Genomic DNA, 21,505 nt, shown 5'->3' on the forward strand with positions numbered 1-21,505 from the left:
GGTCCTCGAGCCGGAACGGGAGCCTTGACGGTCGGCTCGCCGCCGGGCCGGTGCGTTCCGGGATTCGCCGGCCGCGCGGCAGGGGGTGGGCGGCGTTGTGGAGTGCGTCCAGCGCGAGTGTGCCGGTCAGACGGGAGGCATCAAATCGCTCTCGCTGACGGTGTATTGCAGTGGGGGATAGGTGAAGTCCGTCTCGTGGTTCTCCCGGCGCCGCAGTCCGTAGAATTCTCGCTGCTGTTCTTCGTCGGCCGCGGTGAGGCGCGAGCCCTGCGGGAGGAATGCGTGTCCATCCCGGTATCGGACGAGCGTCTTCGAGGTACGAAAGGTCACGCCCAGCCATTGATTGTCCGCCGCTCCCGGGGACGCGTCCAGCAGGATCCGGTGCCTGAGGCGCCGATTGGAGTCGACGGAGAATGTGACGACGCTGTGGTGAGTGAGAGGGACCTCGAACGTCTCGCCACGAGAAACCTTCGACTCGAAGACCAGCTTCCGCGGCGGGTTCGCCTCGGGAGATCGGTAGCAGGAGAAGAGGGCGATGAACGACCCGTCGGCCAGATCGAGGGCTTGGTCGGAATGGCCGCCCATGGTGCGGTAGGCGTTCGTGTAGCGCTCGATGAGGGCGTTGTTGAAGCCGACCGGTGTGGCCGCGCAGTCCTGAACCTGCCGAGCCAGCCGTTCGTGCACCGCACCGAAGCGCTGCGTCGGGTTGCTGTACCGACTCGTGGTGCGTACGAGAGGTGCGCGGCCCGTCGCGTCGACCTTGGTGAGTACGGCGCCCTGACGCCCCTTTCCCACGTCCTCCCAGCGAACCGAAGCGGACAGCTCATCGAAGAGATCGACCTCTGTCGGCAAGCCGCACGACAGGACTTCGGCGGCGATTTCAGACTCGCGGGGCAAGGTAGTCCCCCGAGTTCATGCTGAAAAGGAGATCCTCGCCGTAATCGATGAAGGACGAGGTCCGGTTCTCCTCGGCGTACAGCCTGCGCAGTTCGTCCGTCCCGGACGGTGTGGGTGGCTCCAACTTCACTGGAACTCCGGCCACTTCGAGGAACGTGGCGCCGTTCTTGTGCACGGCCTCGGCCTTCGAGCAGCGCACCACGTATCCCAGGCGGGTCGGCAGGACCTCGGGGCCCAGAGTCGAGGGCCGGACCGCGTGCGTGTACAGGCGGTTGGTGGACAGCGGCATGAAGAACACCGAGCCGGGGTGGAGGGTCAGGGTGAACTGTTCGGGGAGCGCGTCCCCTTCGTGGTGCGCGGCCGGTTCCTTGAGGCGGAACTGGAGTTGGGTGAGGCCGCTCGTACGTTTCACGCCGTAGTCGAAGGGGTCGTCGGCCAGGGGATTTAGTTTGTCGAGTCCTTCGTAGAAGGTGCAGAAGGCCATGATGCCGCCTGCGGGCATGTCCTTGGTCTTGTCTGCATGGGCCGAGATCTTGGCCTTGGACTGCTTGCGCTCGGGTGTGGCAAGGGTGTTGTGGTAGATCTGCGCGAGGACGTGATTCAGCGGTGCCTGGTCCCGGAATACAGTGGCGGCCTCGCGGTTGAGAGCATCGACGAGGTGCGAGTCGGTCGGGCCGAAGTTCTCCGTCGGCCCCGAGAGGTTCGTGGAGCACCGGAGCAGGCGGAAACGCAGTGCGTCATCGTTGCGTGTGACGGGCGTCAGATAGACGCCACTGCGGTGAGCCGTTCCGGGCTTGGTGGACTCCGTCAGGGACTGGAACGTGTGCTCCGCCCGGATCCGTCCGAAGTGATCGTCCCCGGGATCGAAGAACCGGCGGTAGTACACGCCGAGGCCGTGAACGCGAAGCGGAAGCCGTCCGGGACCGACACGGCTCCAAGGCCGGCCGGCGTCCTCGCCGTAACCGTGTGACAGCTCGTCGATGACGAACACCCGCGCTGCCGCACGCAGTTGGCGGTCGCTGACCCCGGATATGTCGCCACCCAGGTAGACGGTCTTCCGGGTGAGGTCGTACGGGAAGGCGGTCAGCTCCTCCGGCGTGATGAGGGCTCCGAAGAATTCCCTGGCCAGCTCGTGCTCATGGAATTCCGAAGGCGCGACCAAGAGATTGTCCGCATCCTCGATGCGGGCCTCGGCCGACTCTGTTCCGTGCATCAAGCGCTACCTGTCGTTCGCAGATCCTGATGGAATACCCAAAACCGTGGGACATGCCAAAGGTCCGCACGCGTTCGTTCGCGTCTCGAAGCGCGAACGAAGGATACGGACCGTTGAAACAAATCGTGATGCTCTCACGAGGCCTCGACGGCGGGCAACGGCTTCTCCCGTGTGTGCGGCGCGCGGAGTTGCCCGGGATGGCGGGTAGCGGTGCGGGGATCCCACGGCGATCGAATCACCTGCGCATGCCTGGCGTCCTTCTCCAACCGGCCGTCAGCCGCGCCTCGTTGCCCCGTAGCGCAACCCGTCGTACAGGATCGTGACGATTTCCTTCGCATCGTCCTTCCAGCCGTCGGCGCGCAGCCCGCAGATGCCGCCCAGGGCGCGCAGGACGATGCGCCCGCTGACGCCGCTGCGTACGACGCCGGCCTCGGCGCCTGCGGTCAGGAGTTCCTCCAGGGCGAGGGCCATCTCGTTGCGGGTGTCCTCGAAGACCGGCGAGTCGGTCGCCATGATGCTCTCGAGTACCTCCCCCATCCCTCTGCCGACCGACGCGTGCTCCACGAGCAGCAGCAGGAACGTGCGCAGCGCCTCGTCCGGGGAGTGCTGGGCGAGCAGTTCGGCGGGCGCCTCGCAGAGTTCGGCGACCTCCTGGCGGTAGACGGCTGCGACGAGCGCCTCACGCGTCTCGAAGTGGCGGTAGAGGGTGCCCACAGCTACGCCGGCCCGACGGGCGATCTCCTCCACGTGGGCGTCTTCGGCGACGAGGAACGCCTCCCGTGCCGCGGTCAGCAGCGCTTCGCGGTTGCGGCGCGCGTCGGCGCGCAAGGGACGTGGTGAGGGCAACGGATCTCCTAAGGTGAGTCTGATTCCGTTTAGGTGTACGGTTTCCGGAGTCGGGTTCACTTTAGCGGAGGGGTACACCCATGACAGTTCCGGACGACGGACTCCAGGGTCTGCGAGTGCTGGTGACCGGTGGCAGTCGAGGCCTGGGCGAGGCGACGGCCCGTCGCTTCGCCGCCGCCGGGGCGACCGTGCTGACGGCATCACGCAGCGCGCCGCCGGAGGACATGCCTGCCACGTTCATCCCCGCCGACCTGCGGTCGGAGGAAGGGGTGCGGGAACTCGGGCAGCGCGTACGGGACGGTGTCGGGGGAGTCGATGTCCTGGTGAACAACGCGGGGGCCGCGAGCGGACCGGTGCCGACGCTGGAGCGGTCGGACGCGTCCTGGCTCGCCGATCTGGAGATGAACCTGCTGGCCGCGGTCCGCCTCGACCGCGCTCTGGTCCCGGGCATGGTCGAGCGGGGGTCCGGCGTCGTGGTGCACGTCTCGTCCATCGCCAGCCGGCTGCCCCAGCCCGCCGAGGCGTCGTACGCGGCGTCGAAGGCGGCGCTCAACGCCTACAGCCGGGAGCTGGCGACGGCGACGGGCCGGCACGGCGTACGTGTGGTGTGCGTGCTGCCGGGGTTCGTCGTCACTCAGGGAGCCTCCGCCCACCTGCGGGAGATGGCCGAGAGCCAGGGCGTCGGCGTCGACGACATCGAGCAACGGATCGTGGATCACCTGCAGTTGCCGATGGGGCGACCCGGCGATCCCGAGGACGTGGCGGAGATGATCGCGTTCCTCGCATCCGGTCGCGCGAAATGGCTCACCGGCTCTCAGTTCCGGGTCGACGGCGGCATCATCCCGACCGTTTGAACCACCTCCCGGTCCATACGAAATCCACCGCCCCACCCGCACGAAATCCACCGCCCCACCCACCCGAAGCGGAGCATCACCATGCGGTTCAACCTCCTGTCCCTGATCCTGGACGCCGCGGATCTGGAGAGCGAGAGCGCGTTCTGGAGCCGGCTGGTCGGCGGCTCGACCGCGAAGACGGCGACACACCACTTCGTGCAGGCCGACGGCCTGCCCGCGATCGTGATCCAGCACGCCCCCGGGCACGTCGCGCCGCAGTGGCCCGACGGCGCTCCGCAGCAGATGCACTTCGATCTCGCCACGAGTGATCCGGCGGCCGCGGACGAGCGGGTACGGGATGCCGGCGGCCGACGGCTGCTGCCGGCGGACGACGTCACCCTTGCCGGTCAGCAGGGATCCCGGGTCTACGCCAGCCCGGCCGGACATCCCTTCTGCCTCCGCTCGGCCTGACTCGGCGGCCGGCCCGGTCGCAGTTCCAGCCCGTTTGCTTCCTGTCGCCCTGTCGCCCTGTCGCCCTGTCGCCGTGCCGCTCGCCGCGGTGCGAACCGGTTGACGACTGTCGCTCTGCCCACGCGGCGCGGGCGCAGCCGTGGGAACGGTGGCGGCGGCCGCGTGGCAGGAGAGTGCCGCCTCCGTGCGGTGCAGACGTGCCGCCGGTGGCTGCGTACGCTGCCAACAGGAGGTTGGCTCATGGGTGAGGCGGATCCCGGGCTCTTCGGACCCAGGTCGGTGACCTGGCAGGTGCACAGCGACCCGATGATGTGGGTCGCGGGCGTACGTGCGCTGTATCTGCAGGCGCTCCACCCGCGCGCGGTGCGCGGAGTCATGCAGAACTCCGACTTCCGCAAGGACGCCTGGGGCCGGCTCATGCGCACCGCGGGTTTCGTCGGCACCACCAGTTACGGAACGACCGAGGCCGCGGAACGGGCCGGTGCCCGGGTACGGAAGATTCACGGTTTCCTCACCGCAACCGACCCCGACTCCGGCGAGACGTACGGAGTCGACGAACCGGAACTGCTTCTGTGGGTGCACTGCGCCGAGATCGACTCCTATCTCGAGGTGGTCCGCAGATCGGGTCTGCGCATGACGGACGCGCACGCCGACCAGTACATCGACGAACATCGCGAGAGCGCCCGCCTGGTCGGTCTGGACCCCTGCGCCGTGCCCGCGAACCGGAACCAACTCGCCGCGTACTTCCGGTCGGTGCGGCCCGAACTCGCCGCGGGGCCCGAGGCCCGCGACGTGGACGACTTCCTGTGCAGGCCGCCCGTGAAACCGCTTCTGGTGCCGGCCCGCGAACTGCTCTGGCGCCAGGTCGCCCACCTCGCCTACGACGCCCTGCCGCCTTACGCCCATGACCTGTACGGGCGTGCGGCGCCGCCCGTGGGGAGGGTCGACCGGAGGCTCAGGGCGGCCGGTAACATCCTGCGGACCGTGCCCGACAGAGTGCGCTGGCAGTTGCCGCCGAAGCACATTCTGCGCGCCATGGCACGACTCGGGCCGGGCAGCCGCCCGGCCCCGTACAAACTCCAGGACCCTGCGGCCATACTGGACGGGCCGGGGAGGGCGCAGCTACGCGACGGGGGCGACAGCACGAGATGGCGGACACCAGGCTGATCCAGGGCCGGTACCGGCTGCTCGACCTGATCGGGCGCGGTGGCATGGGTGAGGTGTGGCGGGCGCGCGACGAATCGCTCGGCCGCCAGGTGGCCGTGAAGTGCCTCAAGCCGCTCGGTCCGGAACAGGAAGCCTCGTTCACCAAGGTGCTGCGCGAGAGGTTCCGCCGCGAGGCCCGGGTCGCCGCGGCCCTGCAGCACCGCGGAATCACCGTCGTCCACGACTTCGGGGAGCACGAGGGCCTGCTCTACCTGGTGATGGAGCTGCTCGAAGGCCGCAATCTCAGCCAGCTCCTGGAGGACAACAAGCAGCATCCCCTGTCCGTCGACCGCATAGTGGACATCACTGAACAGGTCGCCTACGCCCTCGCATACACCCATGAACAGGGCATTGTGCACCGTGACTTGAAGCCGGCCAACATCATGCGGCTCACCGACGGCACGGTGAAGATCTGCGACTTCGGCATCGCCCGGCTCGGCCACGACATCGGCCTCACCTCCAAGCTCACCGGCACCGGCATCGCCATGGGAACCCCGCACTACATGTCGCCCGAGCAGATCGGCGGCAGCCAGGTCGACCACCGCAGCGACCTGTACTCGCTCGGCTGTGTGCTGTACGAGATCGCGACCGGGGTGCCGCCGTTCGACCTGGAGGACGCCTGGTCCGTACTCGTGGGTCACCGCGACACGGCGCCGGAGCCGCCCCGAACGCACCGGCCCGAACTCCCCGAGTTCATGGAGCAGATCGTCCTCGACCTGCTCGCCAAGTCTCCTGACGGCCGCCCCGGCGACGCCCGCGAACTCGCTCACCGGGTGGCGCGCGCCCGCTCGGGCGTCGCCCCTCACGCGCCCGTGGGCACCGCGCCCGCACCGTCCGCCGCCGGTGATCCGCGGTTGCCCTCCTGGACCCGCGGCATGACCACCGGCCGTAAGGCGGGCGCGGCGTCCGCCGCACACGCACCCCCTCCCGACACCTCGGCGGGGCTGACCGGCGAGTGGATTCCGCGGGCCCCGGGCCGTCCGGGCGCCGTGCTCTCCGAGCCCCGACGGCCCACCCCGGCACCCGAGTTGCTCGCCGTGCTCACCAGCCGGCACAGCGCCGGACTCAGCCTGGGCCGGCTCGGCCGCTGGGAGGAAGCCGGTGAAGTGCACCGTGCCGTCGCCGCCGAACGGGAGCACGTACTCGGCCCCGACCACCCGGACACCCTCGCCAGCCGCTACGAGGTCGGCTTCACGCTCAGCCGCACCGGCCGCGCAGCGGACGCGCTGCGCGAATACACGAAGGTCGCCGAGGGCCGCGAGCGCGCACTCGGTGCGGAGCACGCCGACACCCTCGCCGCACGACAGGAGATGGCGTACGTGCTCGGCCAGCTCGGCCGCCACTTCGAGGCGCACCAGATGTACACCGACGTGCTCGCCTCGCGGGAGCGCGCGATGGGCGCCGACCATCCCGACACCCTGCGCTGCCGGCACAACCTGGCGTTCAACCTCAGCCGCCTCGGCCGCCTCGAGGACTCGCACCGGATGGCGGTCGATGTCGCCGCCGCCCGCGCCCGGGTCCTCGGCGAGACCCACCCCGACACCCTCGTCACCCGCTACGAGGTGGCGTACGCGCGCGGCCAGCTGGGCCGGTGGAACGAGGCACTGCAGACCTACCGGGAGGTAGCCGATGCCCGCGTGCGGTCCCTCGGGCGCGACCACCCGGACAGCCTCGCCGCCCGCTACGAGGTCGGGATCAGCCTCGGCCGTCTCGGCCGCAGCGCCGAGGCGCTGGCCCTCTACCGGGAGCTCGTGGAGGACCGGACACGGGTGCACGGCCCCGACGCCCCCGAGACACTCCGCGCCCGCCACGGCCTCGGAGTGAATCTGGGCCGGCTCGGCCGATGGGAAGAGGCCCTGGACGAGGCACGCAACGTCGCGGCGATCCGCGGCCGGGTGCTCGGCCCCGAGCACCCGGAAACCCTGGTCAGCCGCCGCGAAGTGGCCGTCGGCCTCGGCTGGCTCGGACGCTGGTCCGACGCCCTCGCCGCATACCGGCAGGTCGCCGTCGCGCGCGACCGCGTACTCGGCCCCGAGCACCCCGACGCCCTGGCCAGCCGCAACGACGAGGCGCACTGCCTGGAACAGCTCGGCCGCAGCGCCGAGGCCGTCGACCTGTACCGACGCGTCGCCGCCCTGCGGCAGCAGCGCGGTGGCGGGACGTAGCGCCCCGAGGGCGCGGACGCATCGCGGGGTGGCCGCGCACTCATGGCCGCGCGGCGCGGGACGTGTTACCAAGAGCCATGCCTGCACCCGCACACGCCTCCTACGACGCCGTCATCGTCGGCGGGGGGCACAACGGACTGGTCGCCGCCGCCTATCTGGCCCGTGAGGGCCGCTCCGTACTCGTCCTGGAACGCCTCGGCCACACGGGCGGTGCGGCAGTCTCCTCGTACGCCTTCGACGGGGTGGACGCGCGGCTGTCGCGCTACTCGTACCTGGTCAGCCTGCTGCCCAAGAAGATCGTTCGGGACCTCGGGCTGACCTTCGCGGTGCGCGGCCGCGACGTGTCCTCGTACACCCCGGCCGTGCGGGACGGGCGGGCCACCGGGCTCCTGGTGACCAAGGGGGAGCGGCGCAACCGGGAGGCGTTTCGCCGACTGACCGGCTCGGACCGCGAGTTCGAGGCCTGGCAGCGGTTCTACGGCATGACCGGACAGGTCGCACGGCGCGTCTTCCCGACACTCACAAAACCCCTGCCGACCCGGCAGGAACTGCGGACCGCAGTCGAGGACGAGGAGGCGTGGAGGTCCCTGTTCGAGGAGCCGCTCGGGCAGGTCGTCGAACGGTACTTCGACGACGACCTGGTCCGCGGGGTGGTCCTGACCGACGGGCTGATCGGCACCTTCGCCGGCGCGGACGACCCCTCGCTGCGGCAGAACCGCTGCTTCCTCTACCACGTGATCGGCGGCGGCTCGGGCGACTGGGACGTCCCGGTCGGAGGTATGGGCGCGCTCACCGACGCGCTCGCCGGGGCGGCCCGGGACGCGGGTGCGGTACTGGCGACCGGGCACGAGGCGGTCCGTGTCGAGACCGACGGGCGGCGCGCGGAAATCACCTACCGGACCGAGGACTCCGAAGGCACCGTCGAGGCACGCCACGTCCTGGTGAACGCCTCACCCCGCGAACTGGCCCGGCTGCTGGGCGACGATCCACCCCGCCCGCCCGCCGAAGGCGCCCAGCTGAAGGTGAACATGGTGCTGCGGCGCCTCCCGAGGCTCCGCGACCGCGCGACCGACCCGCGGGAGGCCTTCGCCGGCACCTTCCATGTCGCCGAGGGATACGCCGAGTTGGCCGCTGCCCACGACCAGGCAGCCCGCGGTGAACTCCCCGCCGCCCCGCCCAGCGAGATCTACTGCCACTCGCTCACCGACCCGTCCATCCTCGGCCCGGAACCAGCGCAGGACGGCTGGCACACCCTCACCCTCTTCGGCCTGCACACGCCGGCCCGGCTGTTCCCGCACGAGGGGCACGACCAGGTGCGCGACACCCTGCTCGCCGCCACCCTCGCGCAGCTGGAGTCCCACCTCGACGAACCGCTCGCGGACTGTCTGGCCACCGACGCGCAGGGCAGACCCTGCATCGAGGCGCGCACGCCGCTGGACCTGGAACGCGATCTGCGGCTGCCCGGCGGCAACATCTTCCACGGTGACCTGGCCTTCCCGTACGCCCAGGAGAGCACCGGCCGTTGGGGCGTGGAGACCGCGCACGCCAATGTGGTGCTGTGTGGGGCGGGAGCGGTGCGCGGGGGCGGCGTGAGCGGGATTCCCGGGCACAACGCGGCCATGGCGGTGCTCGGCAGATAGCTGCGCCCGGGCCTCGAAGGGGGACCGGCCGGGCGGACGGCGGGAGGCCGCACAGGCGGATGTGAAAGGGTGGCCCGCGCTGACGGACGCGTCAGTACCGGCTCGGGTGTCAGCAGGGACACGGTCGGCCTACGGGAGGGGCGGTCATGAGTGACCGGCAGGTACGTCAGATGTTCGAGCTGATGGCGAGCGGCGAGCCCGTGGTGGTCGCCAGCCCCATGGCCTCGGTCAAGAAGCTCGCGGGCCTCGCCTTCCTGGCCGAGAACTACGGCTACCAGTACGCGGACGTACAGCAGGACGGCGGCCCGCAGAACAACGGTCTGAAGCTCCTCCTGGTGCCCGATGTCACCCCCCAGGGGCAGCAGCGTGCGGCGCAGTCCTGGGCGCAGTATCCGCAGGCGGGCAACGGCGGCCCTCGGCCTCCCGAGGATCAGGCGGCCATCGACCTGCTCAAGGCGCGGATCAACTTCGACCTGACCGGCAAGGGCGCCGAGAAGCGCATGCTGATGGGTGGGCTCGGCATCACGGTGGGCGCCGCGATCGGTGCGGTGGGCTCCTCCGGTACCTATGTCACGGTCATCGCGGCCTCCTGGCTCGGTCTGCTCGCCCTGCTCGGCGCCGGGTTCTTCTGGACCCGCAAGCGCAATGCCAAGTTCGCCGCCCGGTTGGGTGCCGCCGGGTATGCGCCGGTCACCGACGAGACCGGCCGGGTGCGGTACGTGCCGCCGGGCGGTTCGCTGCCCGGCCACGGCAATCCGTTCGGCGGGGTGCCGCCGCAGCCTGCCGGCCCCGCGTACGGAGGGGCCCCGCAGGGCGGGCCGGCCTACGCCTACCCTCAGCCCGACGCGGGCTACGGCTACCCGCAGCAGGCTCCGCCCCACGCTCCGCAGGCCCCCGCGCCCCAGCAGTCCTACGGGCAGCACCAGCCTTACGGGCAGCAGCCGCAGCCCGGTGCTCCGTACGGTCAGCCGGCTCAGCCCTACGCTGCTCCGCCGCAGCAGCCTTACGGCCAGCCAGCTCCGCCGCCTCAGCAGCCTTACGGCCAGCAGCCGGCACCGCAGCAGCAGCCCTATGGCGGTCAGCAGGCCCCGTACGCGCAGCAGGTCCCCGGGCAGCAGCAGCCGTACGGTCAGCCGCCTGTACCCGGTCAGGACCAGGCACATGGTCAGGGCTACGACCAGGGCTACGACCAGGGCTACGACCAGGGCTACGGCCCAGGCCAGGGCCAACAGCAGTACTGACGGCGTCAGTTGCGCGAGGCGACCCAACCCGAGGCGCTGATCCGGCGCCCGTCCCCGGGCCGTGACTCGTCGAAGAGCGTGCGGGAGCCGTCCTTCACCCGCAGACCGTCCACGTACGCGCCCCGGCCGACGTAGAGCTCGTCCGTGCGGTAGCGCCAGCGCAGCCGGACCTCGCGGCCCCGGAAGGCGGCCAGGCGGGCGGTGACCCGGTGCCACTCGCGGCCCGACCAGCCGCTCGCCGTGCCGTCCGGGTGTTCCTGCGCGGGGCGAGAGGGGCGGACCGTACGGAAGGCGACGGCCTGCCAGGTGCTGCCCTCGTCGGCGGACGCCTCCAGGTGCAGCGCGTCGGACTCCGGTTCGGTGTCCCACCACAACTGGCAGGTCAGCCGGGCCCGTTCGGTGACCGGCAGGACGGCCGGCAGGGTGAGTGTGGCGTCCGTGGTGCCGGCCATCCCGGAGTACCAGGCTGTGTGCCCGTGCGTCGGTCGCACCGGCACCGCCCGCGCCAGATTGTTCGCCGCGGCCACTCTGGGGGCCGACCCGGAACGCCAACTGCGCACCGGGTGAACGGAGTTGCCGAGTACGACGAGGAACGAGTCGGTGGTCGGATCGAGCACCAGGCAGGTGCCGGTGAAGCCGGTGTGTCCCGCCGTACGCGGTGTGGCCATCGCACCCATGTACCAGTGCTGGTAGAGCTCGAAGCCGAGACCGTGCGCGTCGCCGGGGAAGTCCGTGTTGAAGTCGGTGAACATCAGCTCCACCGACTGCGCGCTCAGGATCCGGGCACGGCCGTACGATCCGCCGTTGAGGAGCGTCCGGCCGAGTACCGCGAGGTCCCAGGCGCAGGAGAAGACGCCGGCGTGGCCCGCCACGCCGCCGAACGCGTAGGCGTTCTCGTCGTGCACCTCGCCCCAGACGAGCCCGCGCTCCAGGCCCGACCAGGGCTGCCGGCAGTCTTCCGTTGCCGCGATCCCCGGTTTCCAGGAGGCCGGAGGGTTGAACCGGGTGCGCCGCATGCCGAGCGGCGCGGTGATCTCCTCGCGCAGCTGGGTGTCGAGCCGTTGACCGGTGATCTTCTCGAGGACCAACTGCAGCGAGATCAGGTTGAGGTCGGAGTAGAGATACGTACTGCCCGGCGGGTTGACCGGTGCCTCGTCCCAGATGAGCTGGAGCCTGCCCTCCTGCGTGGGCTCCTGGTACAACGCCTTCCATTCCCTGAACCCCGACGTGTGGGTGAGGAGTTGACGTACGGTCACGTCCTGCTTTCCGGCTCCGCCGAAGTCCGGCAGATACGCGGCGACCGCGGCCTCGAGGTCCAGCGCGCCGCGCTCGATCTGCTGGACGGCGAGGATCGAAGTGAAGAGCTTGGACACGGACGCCAGGTCGTACACCGTGTCCTCGGTGGTGTCGATCTGCTCGCCGGCCGGCAACTCCACGCCGGTGTCGGTGGTTTCGTCGTACGCGGAGTAGCGCACCGCCTTGCCGATCGGCCGGTGCAGGGCGACCGTGCCGCCGCGTCCGGCGAGGAGTACGGCGCCCGCGTACCAGGGGTGCTCGGGGGAGGGGGCGAGGAACCGCTCCGCATCCACCACGAGTTGGCGCAGCTGGCCCGGCAGCAGACCGGCACGCTCGGGGGAGCCGCGGCGCAGGGTGGGGTGGCCCGGAGAGTCGGATCCCGCGGCCGCTGCGGGCCCCGCGGGAAACGGTACGAGTGCCACGGCGCCTCCGAGGGCGAGGACACCTGAACCCAGTTGGCGGCGGCTGAGTCCTCTGCCGTCCGCGTCCGCCGTAGCCTCGGTCATGACGAGCCCTCCCCGTACCTCGCGTGCAGCGCTGCTGAAAGTATCTTTCGCGGTGTGGCCGAGCAGATGAAACTTTCTTGCCGAGCTGGTGCCCTGTCAACCCTGTGGGTCGCCGATACGCGAACACGCGGGCCGGGTAAAGAATCTGACGATCCATCAGAGAATCTCTTCCCTCGTCCGGGGGACTGCGGCATCCTGCGCCCATGCAGACGGAGCTGAGCAGAAAACTGGGAATCGAGCACGCGCTCTTCGGCTTCACGCCGTTCCCCGCCGTCGCCGCGGCGATCACCCGGGCCGGTGGCCTCGGCGTGCTCGGTGCGGTCCGCTACACAGCGCCCGACGAGCTGCAGCGCGACCTCGACTGGATGGAACGGCACACCGACGGCAAGCCGTACGGACTGGACGTCGTGATGCCCGCCAAGAAAGTGGAAGGCGTCACGGAGGCGGACGTCGAGGCGATGATCCCCGACAGCCACCGGCAGTTCGTCGCGGGGACGCTCGCCAAGCACGGCGTGCCGGAACTCGACGCGGGCGAGGCGTCCGGCTGGCGCATCACCGGCTGGATGGAGGAGGTCGCCCGCAATCAGCTCGACGTCGCCTTCGACTACCCGATCAAGCTCCTTGCCAACGCGCTGGGTTCACCGCCCGCCGACGTCGTAGCCCGCGCGCACGAGCACGACGTCCTGGTCGCCGCCCTGGCCGGCAGTGCCCGGCACGCACGCAAGCACGCGGACGCGGGAATCGACATCGTGGTGGCCCAGGGCTACGAGGCGGGCGGCCACACCGGAGAGATCGCCTCCATGGTGCTGACCCCCGACGCCGTGGAGGCGGTCGCTCCGCTGCCGGTGCTCGCCGCCGGCGGAATCGGCAGCGGCGAGCAGGTGGCAGCCGCCCTGGCCCTCGGTGCCCAGGGGGTGTGGACCGGGTCCATCTGGCTGACCACCACCGAGGCCGACCTGCACTCGAGGGCGCTCACCGAGAAGCTGCTCGCCGCAGGCTCGGGCGACACCGTGCGCTCTCGCGCACTCACCGGCAAACCCGCCCGCCAGCTGCGCACCGAATGGACCGACGCCTGGGACGATCCGGCCGGACCCGGAACCCTGCCGATGCCCCTGCAGGGCCTGTTGGTCGCGGAGGCCGTGTCCCGTATCCAGAAGTACGAGATCGATCCGCTGCTCGGCACACCGGTCGGCCAGATCGTCGGCCGGATGAACAGCGAACGCAGCGTGCAGCAGGTGGTCGACGACCTCACCGCAGGCTTCGAACGGGCCGTCGACCGCCTCCGCCGCATCGCGGGACGGGCCTGAGCCGCTGCGCCGCGGGCCGATCCGACAGGCCGGCCCGTCAACTCCCATCAGCCCGCCGGATCAGGACCGGGCGGGTGACACCCGGACGGCGCGGCCCCCGGCCGCGGACGCGACGCCGTACAAGGAGCGCACACATGTCCCAAGCACCCAACGGATTCTGGGCGCAGGCCACCGCGGACCCGGACCGCGACGTCCTGGTCGCACCCGACGGCGAAAGCTGGACGGCAGGACGGCTGCACGCGGCCACCAACCGCCTCGTGCACGGACTGCACGCGGCCGGACTGCGCCGGGGCGACGCCTTCGCGGTGGTCCTGCCGAACGGCGTGGAGTTCTTCACCGCCTACCTGGCCGCCACCCAGGCAGGCCTGTACCTGGTTCCCGTGAACCACCATCTGGTGGGCCCCGAGATCGCCTGGATCGTCGCCGACTCGGGCGCCAAGGTGCTGATCACGCACGAGCGATTCGCCGACGCGGCAAGGGCGGCCGCCGACGAGGCGGGTCTGGCGTCCGAGGGCCGGTTCGCCGTCGGCAGCGGCAGCACCGTGGACGGGTTCCGCCCGTACGCCGAACTGCTCGACGGGCAACCGGAGTCGGCGCCGGACGGCCGCACGCTCGGCTGGGTCATGAACTACACCTCCGGCACCACAGGACGCCCCCGAGGAATCCGCCGACCGCTCTCCGGGAAGCCCCCGGAGGAGAGCCATCTCGGCGGATTCCTCGGCATCTTCGGCATCCGCCCCTTCGACGACAACGTCCATCTCGTGTGCTCGCCGCTCTACCACACAGCGGTACTCCAGTTCGCGGGAGCCGCACTGCACATCGGCCACCGCATCGTGCTGATGGACCGCTGGCAGCCGGAGGACATGCTCCGGCTCATGGCCACCCACCGGTGCACCCACACGCACATGGTGCCCACCCAGTTCCACCGCCTCCTCGCGCTGCCCGACGAGGTGCGTGCCTCCTACGACGTGTCGGCCATGCGGCACGCGATCCACGGCGCCGCCCCGTGCCCCGAACACGTGAAGCGGTCGATGATCGACTGGTGGGGTAACTGCGTCGAGGAGTACTACGCGGCCAGCGAGGGCGGCGGCGCCTTCGCCACCGCCGAGGACTGGCTGAAGAAGCCCGGCACCGTCGGCAAGGCCTGGCCGATCAGCGAACTCGCCGTCTTCGACGACGACGGCAACCGGCTGCCGCCCGGCGAACTCGGCACCGTCTACATGAAGATGTCCACCGGCGGCTTCAGCTACCACAAGGACGAGGCGAAGACCGCGAAGAACCGCATCGGCGAATTCTTCACCGTGGGTGACCTCGGCGTGCTCGACGAGGACGGATTCCTCTTCCTGCGCGACCGCAAGATCGACATGATCATCTCGGGCGGCGTCAACATCTACCCCGCCGAGATCGAGTCCGCCCTGCTCTCCCACCCGGCCGTCGCCGACGCGGCCGCCTTCGGCATCCCGCACGCCGACTGGGGCGAGCAGGTCAAGGCGGTCGTGGAGGCCGCGCCCGGCCACCCGGCGGGGGAGGACCTCGCCGACCGCATACTCGCCCACTGCACCGAGCGACTCGCCGGCTACAAGTGCCCGAAGAGCGTCGACTTCGTCGAGACCATGCCGCGCGACCCGAACGGCAAGCTCTACAAGCGCCGACTGCGCGAACCGTACTGGGAGGGCCAGGAGCGGCCCGTATGAGGCGAGCCCGCCGTGCACTCCCATGCGTCGGCTGACGACGGTCCCGTACGGCGTGGATCCCGCGAGGTGACGACGATCCCGCACGAGGCGGACTTCGCCAGGTGAGGCGCAGGAGGTGACGTTAGTCTCGGGAGGCAGAAAAATACGGGTTGAGCGAGCGAGGCAGCGGCTGACCTGCGAGCGTTCTCCCATGGCAGCAAAACCGAGCGCGTTCACCAACATCGCCACCATGGCGGTCCCGCTGATCGCCATGGCGGTGCTGGCCGTCACCTGGGGCCGTGACCTGTCGGGCGTCGTGGTCGTGGGCGTCGCACTGTGCCTCGCCGGTGCGGTCCTGGCGGCGGTGCATCACGCCGAGGTGGTCGCCCACCGGGTCGGTGAACCGTTCGGATCCCTGGTCCTCGCGGTGGCCGTGACCGTCATCGAGGTCGCGCTCATCGTCACTCTGATGGCCGACGGCGGCGACAAGTCCGCGACCCTCGCGCGCGACACCGTCTTCGCCGCAGTCATGATCACCTGCAACGGCATCGTCGGCCTCGCGCTCCTGGTCGGCGCCAAACGCAACGGCGTGGCCAACTTCAACACCGAGGGAACCGTCGCCGCGCTCGCCACCGTCGCCACTCTGGCGACGCTGAGCCTGGTCCTGCCGACCTTCACCACCAGCAGGCCGGGCCCGGAGTTCACCGGCCCGCAGCTCGTCTTCGCCGCGGTCGTGTCCCTGGCGCTGTACGGACTCTTCGTAGCCATGCAGACCGTGCGGCACCGTGACTACTTCCTGCCGGTCACCCGGGACGGCGAAGTGGTCGACGCCGAGTCGCACGCGACCCCGCCGTCCGCGCGCGAGGCCTGGATCAGCCTCGGCTTCCTGCTGATCGCGCTGATCTCGGTGGTCGGCAACGCCAAGGGCGTCTCGCCCACCATCGAATCGGGAGTGAAGTCGGCCGGGCTCCCGCACGCCGTCGTGGGTGTCATCATCGCCCTGCTCGTGCTGCTCCCGGAGACCCTGGCCGCGCTGCGCTCCGCCCGCCGCGACCGGGTCCAGATCAGCCTCAACCTCGCGCACGGCTCGGCGATCGCCAGCATCGGCCTGACCATCCCGGCCATCGCGATCGCCTCCATCTGGCTGTCCGGCCCGCTGGAACTGGGCCTCGGCCCGACCCACATGGTGCTGCTCGCGCTCACCGTGATGGTCAGTTCGCTCACCGTCGTGCCCGGGCGCGCGACGGTGCTGCAGGGCGGAGTTCACCTCGTGCTGTTCGCATCGTTCGTGTTCCTGGCAGTCAGCCCCTGACACCCGGGCGACCCGTCTTCGGGGCACGCCCGGAGGGCCGGCGAACGGCACCCCACGGCCCCGGTCCGCAGGAACGGCGGACCGGGGCCGTGGCCGTACTTCAGCGCTCGCGTACCCGCGCCACCCGCAGTTCGGGCGACCGCAGGATGTCCTTCTCGCAGAACCGGGACTTCACCCAGCGCTCGTCGGAGTACAGCCGTGTCTGGTCCGCCGAGTGCGGGGACCGCGGGTTCTGCGACTGCGAGTACGTCAGCAGCGTCCGGGCCACCGGACAGCGACCGCCGTCCCAGCCGACCGCCTGGATGTAACTGGAGCCGTGCTCGACGTCCGTGTACCCGCCGCCCGACGGGTCCCAGACGGGCTCGGACTTGTTCCACACACCGAGCGATTCGGTTCCGCCACCGACCGGCACCCGTTCGCCGCCGCGTGGCACCGACTGGTGGTCGCCGAGGCGCGCGACCAGGTCGATACCTGCCGCCTCGAGCTCCGTCACCGCGTCCGCAAGGGACGTGGCGAAGCCCGGGGCGGACGTGTTCAGGGTGTGCGGAGTGCCGACCGGATCGTCCGCGGAGAACGGCACCTTCCACCGTTCGGCCTCCGGGACCGAGGCGGCGAGCGACCGCCAGAAGCGGTCGTACAGCAGAGCGCCGCGACTGTCGGTGTTCATCGTGCGGTCCCACTGCGCGATCACCGCACAGGCCGGGCGGACGTCCACGGCCTTGCCGTCACTGCCCCTCGCCTCACCGCCGGGCAGCTCCGCGCATGCCCGCGCCACGTCGGCCGCGGCGAGATCCCCGGCCGGCACACGGTTGGCGAACTGCTGGTGCTGCAGATCCCGCACGGTGAGCCGTCCCCGGTCCGCCAGCGCGGACACGTCCCCCGCCGCGCCCCGGGTGCGCAGCGTGCGCTCGGTGCCCTGATCGCCGAACACCCGCTCATAGCCCGTCAGAGGCAGGTCAGCGTTCGCCAGCCAGGCACTGTCGTTGGAGTTCTCCGCGTAGGGCGCGTCCCGCAGTACCGGCATCCGGTCGGGTCCCAAGATCCCCGGCTGCAGAGCGTCCTTGTCGCTGCCGAGCGCGCAGTCCGTACGCGAACCGTCCAGGACCGCGAGTCCCGACGACGGATAGGTCACCTCGCCGAGCGGAGTCGAGCACCGCTCGGCCAGCTCGTCGGTGATCCTCGGGAGTACCTGGTGCTGGGCGAACAGGCTGTGCCCACGCGAGTCGGCCGCGATCGTGTTCACCCACGGGAGCCCCTGCGTCTCGTCGAGGGCCCGCTCGACCCCGGCGGTACTGCGGGCCTTGCTGAAGCCGAGAGCGGTCTGCGAGGCCCGCATGTTCGTCGCATTGGGGTCGTTCAGGGCGTACGCCGTGTCCGCCGTCCAAGGGAGCGGCAGCTCGGACCCCAGGCCGTTGACGACCGGTCCGTAGCGGGTCCACCACTGGGTACGGGTGACGTCCTCGCCGCCCTTGACCGGCACGGTGACGGTGCGTTCGGTCATCTTCTCCGGCTCGCCGTCGACCAGATAGGTGGTGGGGTCCGCTGGATCGAGGCTGAGTTGGTGCAGGTTCATGGTGACGCCGGTGGCCACCGTGTGGCTCCAGGCGACGTGGGCGTTGTGGCCGATCGAGATATTGGTTGTGCCGAGCAGGGAACCGCCCGCGACGTTCAGCTCGCCCGGGATCGTCTGCTGCGACTGCCAGAAGCGCCGTCCGCCCTGCCACGGATAATGCGGATTGCCGAGCAGCAGACCGCGGCCGTTCGCCGTCGTCTCACCGCCGAACGCGACCGCGTTGGAACCCATGTCGGCGTCTTCCGTGGAGAACAGCTCACGTGCCGCCTCGCCCGGATCGGCCGGCTGCCGGCCGCCGCGCCCCTCGGAGGCGGCTCCGGGCGGCTGGGCGGCCGTGATGCCGTCGACGCCGCGCCCCTGCCCGCCGAGGACGGCGACCGCGTAGCCGCGCGCCGCGACGTCGATGGTCCGCACCGGGCGAACCCAGTCCGCGCCCTTGCAGGCGGGATCGGTGATCGGGTTCTGCTTCAGCCAGGCGTTGTATCCGGCCGCCCAGCCGCGCATCATCTCCTTGACCTCGCGGCTCGTCCCGCGCGGCTCCGGCACCTTCTGAAGCTTCTCGACCGTCTTCGAGTCGCGGACCCCGCGGAAGTAGAGGTCGCTCGCGAGGTTGTCGGACGCCGACGACAGCGACCCGTCCGTCTTGCCCTCGGCGCCGAAGTGGCGTGACCGCTCACCGCGTACGGTCACGAAGCCGTCGGCGAGCACACAGACCTGATCCTCGGCCTGCGCCCAGCCGTTGCCGAATCCCAGACCTGCGTAGTCCTTGGCGAGAATGTGCGGAATTCCGTACTCGGTGTAGCGGATCGTCGCGGACAGGCGGCCGTTCGAGGCCTGCTGATCCGGGTGCGGCTTGGCCGTGGCGGTCGGTGCGAGGGTGGCGGTGACGGTGATCAGTGCGACGGCGGCTGCGGCGAGCCGCCCGAGGCTGCGCCGCCGGCTCGTCCTGCCGGACGTGCGGAGGGCATCGAATGTGCGGGTGCGCATGGATCCTCCCAACTCATGGGTCGGTAGGGGCGGTTGAGCATACCAAGCGGTATGTCATCTGTCCGCGTCCATGCGCACCCTTCTGTGCGCCCCTCCTCAGCGTGCTCCGCGGCCGCTTCGGCGGCGCGTCACAGTTCGCGGTAGTACACGGTCACCGGGAGGGGCGTACAGCCGAGTTGCTCGTAGAGCGCGCGTGCCGGGGCGTGGAAAGCGTCACCGCCGGTGCCGATCTCGGCGACGCGTGCACCGGCCCGCCGCATCTCGTCGAACGCGTGCCGGCACAGGGCCGTCCCCGCCCGCGCCCGCCGGTGTGCCGCATCGACGGCGAGGATCGTGACGGTGCCGTTCTCCCGTGCCGGGTCGACGCTCCAGGCGACATAGCCGGCGATCATGCCGCCGGTCTCGGCGACGGCGACGTGACGGTGCTGCTCGGGATCGTGCAGGCCGGCGACCTGCTCGCGGTAGTCGTCGCGCCAACTGCCGTGCTGGTTGGCGAAGATGGCCTCGCCGAGCAGGGTTTTGAACGTGTCCTCGTAGAACGGGCGGAACGTGTCGATGGTCAGCTCGGTGAGACGCGCCAGATCGTCGTGAGCGTAACGTCGGATGTGCATGGAGGTGCCTCTCGGTCCTGGGGAAGGTGCGTGCGCTGCTGCCGGCGGACGCTGCTGCCGGCCGTCAGTGGCGGTCGCGCTGCGCGGCGAAGCACGCCGTCGCGGTAAGGCACTCCATGCACTCGAGGGTACGCCTGTTCGCAGCGCCGCGGCCCCGGCGCGCATGTCTTGACCGGCCCGGGGAGTGCGGACAGGATCGCGGCATGACTGGTGGAGGCAGGAGCACGGTCGACGGGATGCTGCGGCGCAGCGCCCGGCGGACACCGGATGCGGTCGCAGTGCGGTACGGCGAGCGGAGCTGGACGTACGCCCAGCTCGACGACGCGGTGTCCCGGGCCGCCCGGGTGCTGAGGGACGAAGGACTCGAGCCCGGTGACCGCGTGGCGTCGTACGGCCACAACTCCGATGCGTACCTGATCGGGTTCCTCGCCTGCGCCCGCGCCGGGCTGATCCATGTGCCGGTCAACCACAACCTCAGCGGTGAGGACTTGGCGTACATCGTCGGGCAGTCCGGGAGCACCCTCGTGCTGACCGACGCGGCCGTCGCCGACCGCCTGCCGCAGGGCATCCGGACGCTCGCGCTGCACGACGCCGACAGCTCGCTGCTCGCCCGGCTGAGGACCACCGAACCCTTCGACGGACCGGAGGCGCGCCCGGAGGACCTCGTACAGCTGCTCTACACATCGGGCACCACGGCGCGACCCAAGGGCGCGATGATGACCCACCGGGCCCTGGTGCACGAGTACTTGAGCGCGATCCACGCCCTCGACCTGCGCTCCGACGACCGCCCCGTGCACTCGCTGCCGCTGTACCACTCGGCCCAGATGCACGTCTTCCTGGTGCCGTACCTGGCGATCGGCGCGCGGAACACGATCCTCGACGCACCGGACGCCGTACGGATCTTCGATCTGGTGGAGGCCGGTGAGGCCGACAGCCTCTTCGCACCGCCCACCGTGTGGATCGGCCTCTCCCGGCATCCCGAGTTCGCCGACCGTGACCTCTCGGGTCTGCGCAAGGCCTACTACGGCGCCTCGATCATGCCGGTACCGGTGCTGGAACGCCTGGTCGGGCGCCTGCCGCGGCTCGCCTTCTACAACTGCTTCGGACAGAGCGAGATCGGCCCGCTCGCCACCGTCCTCGGCCCGGACGAACACGCCGGCCGCATGGATTCCTGCGGACGGCCCGTCCTCTTCGTCGAGGCCAAGGTCGTCGACGATGCCGGCAAGGACGTCGAGGACGGCACCCCGGGCGAGGTCGTCTACCGCTCGCCCCAGCTGTGCGAGGGGTACTGGGACAAGCCCGAGGAGGCCGAAGAGGCCTTCCGCGACGGCTGGTTCCACTCCGGCGACCTGGCGGTCCGGGACGCGGAAGGGTACTTCACCGTCGTCGACCGGGTGAAGGACGTCATCAACTCCGGCGGTGTGCTGGTGGCGTCGCGCGAGGTCGAGGACGCCCTGTACGGGCATCCGGGAGTTGCCGAGACGGCGGTCGTCGGGCTGCCGGACGAGCGCTGGATCGAGGCGGTGACCGCGGTCGTGGTCCCCAAGGGCGAGGTCACCGAGGCCGAACTCGTCGCCCACGCCCGGGAGCGGCTCGCCCACTTCAAGGCACCCAAGCGGATCCTCTTCGTCGACGAACTGCCCCGCAACGCCAGCGGCAAGATCCTCAAGCGAGAGCTGCGGGATCGGTTCGCCGGGGAGTGACGGCCCGGGTCGCGCGGACGGCCCG

16 protein-coding genes are annotated in these 21,505 nt (G+C 70.6%); 10 read left to right on the forward strand and 6 right to left on the reverse strand.

What is annotated here, in order from left to right:
* Positions 1-126 precede the first annotated feature (126 nt).
* The 3 genes from DSC45_RS20030 to DSC45_RS20040 all read right to left on the reverse strand — a co-directional run bounded on the left by DSC45_RS20030 (position 127) and on the right by DSC45_RS20040 (position 2,956).
* Positions 127-897, reverse strand: coding sequence for an alpha-ketoglutarate-dependent dioxygenase AlkB family protein (locus tag DSC45_RS20030; RefSeq protein WP_119292897.1), 771 nt, complete (start codon positions 895-897; stop codon positions 127-129).
* Entirely contained in the window at positions 881-2,110 is a 1,230-nt protein-coding gene (locus tag DSC45_RS20035; RefSeq protein ID WP_205571378.1) for a hypothetical protein, read from the reverse strand. The genes DSC45_RS20030 and DSC45_RS20035 overlap by 17 nt, the downstream gene beginning before the upstream one ends.
* A 273-nt stretch (positions 2,111-2,383) precedes the next feature.
* Positions 2,384-2,956 carry a TetR/AcrR family transcriptional regulator gene (locus DSC45_RS20040; protein WP_119292901.1) on the reverse strand — a complete coding sequence of 191 codons (573 nt, stop codon included), beginning with the start codon at positions 2,954-2,956 and terminating at the stop codon, positions 2,384-2,386.
* A gap of 80 nt (positions 2,957-3,036) precedes the next feature.
* Between DSC45_RS20040 and DSC45_RS20045 the strand changes: the two genes are divergently transcribed.
* The 6 genes from DSC45_RS20045 (at position 3,037) to DSC45_RS20070 (ending at position 10,512) form a co-directional block, all read left to right on the forward strand.
* A complete protein-coding gene (locus tag DSC45_RS20045) occupies positions 3,037-3,810 on the forward strand; it encodes an oxidoreductase (protein ID WP_119292902.1) in 774 nt (257 codons plus the stop codon).
* Between the two features lie 81 nt (positions 3,811-3,891).
* On the forward strand, positions 3,892-4,260 hold the full coding sequence (locus DSC45_RS20050) for a VOC family protein (protein WP_119292904.1): 369 nt from the start codon (positions 3,892-3,894) through the stop codon (positions 4,258-4,260).
* A 240-nt stretch (positions 4,261-4,500) separates the two neighbouring features.
* Entirely contained in the window at positions 4,501-5,427 is a 927-nt protein-coding gene (locus tag DSC45_RS20055; RefSeq protein ID WP_119292906.1) for an oxygenase MpaB family protein, read from the forward strand.
* Complete coding sequence (locus DSC45_RS20060; protein ID WP_119292908.1) at positions 5,409-7,631, forward strand: serine/threonine-protein kinase; 2,223 nt, start codon at positions 5,409-5,411, stop codon at positions 7,629-7,631. Before DSC45_RS20055 ends, DSC45_RS20060 begins: the two co-directional genes overlap by 19 nt.
* Positions 7,632-7,708: 77 nt before the next feature.
* Positions 7,709-9,271 carry a phytoene desaturase family protein gene (locus tag DSC45_RS20065; protein WP_119292910.1) on the forward strand — a complete coding sequence of 521 codons (1,563 nt, stop codon included), beginning with the start codon at positions 7,709-7,711 and terminating at the stop codon, positions 9,269-9,271.
* A gap of 146 nt (positions 9,272-9,417) precedes the next feature.
* The gene (locus tag DSC45_RS20070; RefSeq protein WP_119292912.1) at positions 9,418-10,512 is read left to right on the forward strand and encodes a hypothetical protein; all 1,095 of its coding nucleotides are present in this window, start codon (positions 9,418-9,420) and stop codon (positions 10,510-10,512) included.
* A gap of 5 nt (positions 10,513-10,517) precedes the next feature.
* Here DSC45_RS20070 and DSC45_RS20075 read toward each other — a convergent pair whose 3' ends face one another.
* A complete protein-coding gene (locus DSC45_RS20075; protein WP_119292914.1) occupies positions 10,518-12,314 on the reverse strand; it encodes a serine hydrolase domain-containing protein in 1,797 nt (598 codons plus the stop codon).
* A gap of 203 nt (positions 12,315-12,517) precedes the next feature.
* Between DSC45_RS20075 and DSC45_RS20080 the strand changes: the two genes are divergently transcribed.
* The 3 genes from DSC45_RS20080 (at position 12,518) to DSC45_RS20090 (ending at position 16,606) form a co-directional block, all read left to right on the forward strand.
* A complete protein-coding gene (locus DSC45_RS20080) occupies positions 12,518-13,621 on the forward strand; it encodes an NAD(P)H-dependent flavin oxidoreductase (protein ID WP_119292916.1) in 1,104 nt (367 codons plus the stop codon).
* Positions 13,622-13,755: 134 nt separating this feature from the next.
* Positions 13,756-15,315 carry an acyl-CoA synthetase gene (locus DSC45_RS20085; RefSeq protein ID WP_119292918.1) on the forward strand — a complete coding sequence of 520 codons (1,560 nt, stop codon included), beginning with the start codon at positions 13,756-13,758 and terminating at the stop codon, positions 15,313-15,315.
* A gap of 190 nt (positions 15,316-15,505) precedes the next feature.
* Positions 15,506-16,606, forward strand: coding sequence for a calcium:cation antiporter (locus DSC45_RS20090; RefSeq protein ID WP_119292920.1), 1,101 nt, complete (start codon positions 15,506-15,508; stop codon positions 16,604-16,606).
* A gap of 100 nt (positions 16,607-16,706) precedes the next feature.
* Here DSC45_RS20090 and DSC45_RS20095 read toward each other — a convergent pair whose 3' ends face one another.
* Both DSC45_RS20095 and DSC45_RS20100 read right to left on the reverse strand, forming a co-directional pair.
* Positions 16,707-19,166: a penicillin acylase family protein gene (locus DSC45_RS20095; protein WP_119292922.1), complete on the reverse strand. Its 2,460-nt coding sequence runs from the start codon at positions 19,164-19,166 to the stop codon at positions 16,707-16,709.
* 128 nt (positions 19,167-19,294) lie between these two features.
* A complete protein-coding gene (locus DSC45_RS20100) occupies positions 19,295-19,777 on the reverse strand; it encodes a GNAT family N-acetyltransferase (RefSeq protein WP_119292924.1) in 483 nt (160 codons plus the stop codon).
* A gap of 203 nt (positions 19,778-19,980) precedes the next feature.
* On the opposite strand from DSC45_RS20100, the gene DSC45_RS20105 reads away from it, so the two are divergent.
* Positions 19,981-21,480, forward strand: coding sequence for an acyl-CoA synthetase (locus DSC45_RS20105; protein WP_119292926.1), 1,500 nt, complete (start codon positions 19,981-19,983; stop codon positions 21,478-21,480).
* The last annotated feature ends 25 nt before the right edge of the window (positions 21,481-21,505 follow it).

It is taken from the genome of Streptomyces sp. YIM 130001 (assembly GCF_003574445.1).
GTDB lineage: Bacteria > Actinomycetota > Actinomycetes > Streptomycetales > Streptomycetaceae > Streptomyces.

Coding starts and splice junctions, on each gene's coding strand:
- DSC45_RS20065 (WP_119292910.1), top strand. CDS start 7,709: ATGCCTGCACCCGCACACGCCTCCTACGACGCCGTCATCGTCGGCGGG.
- DSC45_RS20045 (WP_119292902.1), top strand. CDS start 3,037: ATGACAGTTCCGGACGACGGACTCCAGGGTCTGCGAGTGCTGGTGACC.
- DSC45_RS20055 (WP_119292906.1), top strand. CDS start 4,501: ATGGGTGAGGCGGATCCCGGGCTCTTCGGACCCAGGTCGGTGACCTGG.
- DSC45_RS20070 (WP_119292912.1), top strand. CDS start 9,418: ATGAGTGACCGGCAGGTACGTCAGATGTTCGAGCTGATGGCGAGCGGC.
- DSC45_RS20050 (WP_119292904.1), top strand. CDS start 3,892: ATGCGGTTCAACCTCCTGTCCCTGATCCTGGACGCCGCGGATCTGGAG.
- DSC45_RS20100 (WP_119292924.1), bottom strand. CDS start 19,777: ATGCACATCCGACGTTACGCTCACGACGATCTGGCGCGTCTCACCGAG.
- DSC45_RS20095 (WP_119292922.1), bottom strand. CDS start 19,166: ATGCGCACCCGCACATTCGATGCCCTCCGCACGTCCGGCAGGACGAGC.
- DSC45_RS20060 (WP_119292908.1), top strand. CDS start 5,409: ATGGCGGACACCAGGCTGATCCAGGGCCGGTACCGGCTGCTCGACCTG.
- DSC45_RS20035 (WP_205571378.1), bottom strand. CDS start 2,110: ATGCACGGAACAGAGTCGGCCGAGGCCCGCATCGAGGATGCGGACAAT.
- DSC45_RS20105 (WP_119292926.1), top strand. CDS start 19,981: ATGACTGGTGGAGGCAGGAGCACGGTCGACGGGATGCTGCGGCGCAGC.
- DSC45_RS20090 (WP_119292920.1), top strand. CDS start 15,506: ATGGCAGCAAAACCGAGCGCGTTCACCAACATCGCCACCATGGCGGTC.
- DSC45_RS20080 (WP_119292916.1), top strand. CDS start 12,518: ATGCAGACGGAGCTGAGCAGAAAACTGGGAATCGAGCACGCGCTCTTC.
- DSC45_RS20075 (WP_119292914.1), bottom strand. CDS start 12,314: ATGACCGAGGCTACGGCGGACGCGGACGGCAGAGGACTCAGCCGCCGC.
- DSC45_RS20085 (WP_119292918.1), top strand. CDS start 13,756: ATGTCCCAAGCACCCAACGGATTCTGGGCGCAGGCCACCGCGGACCCG.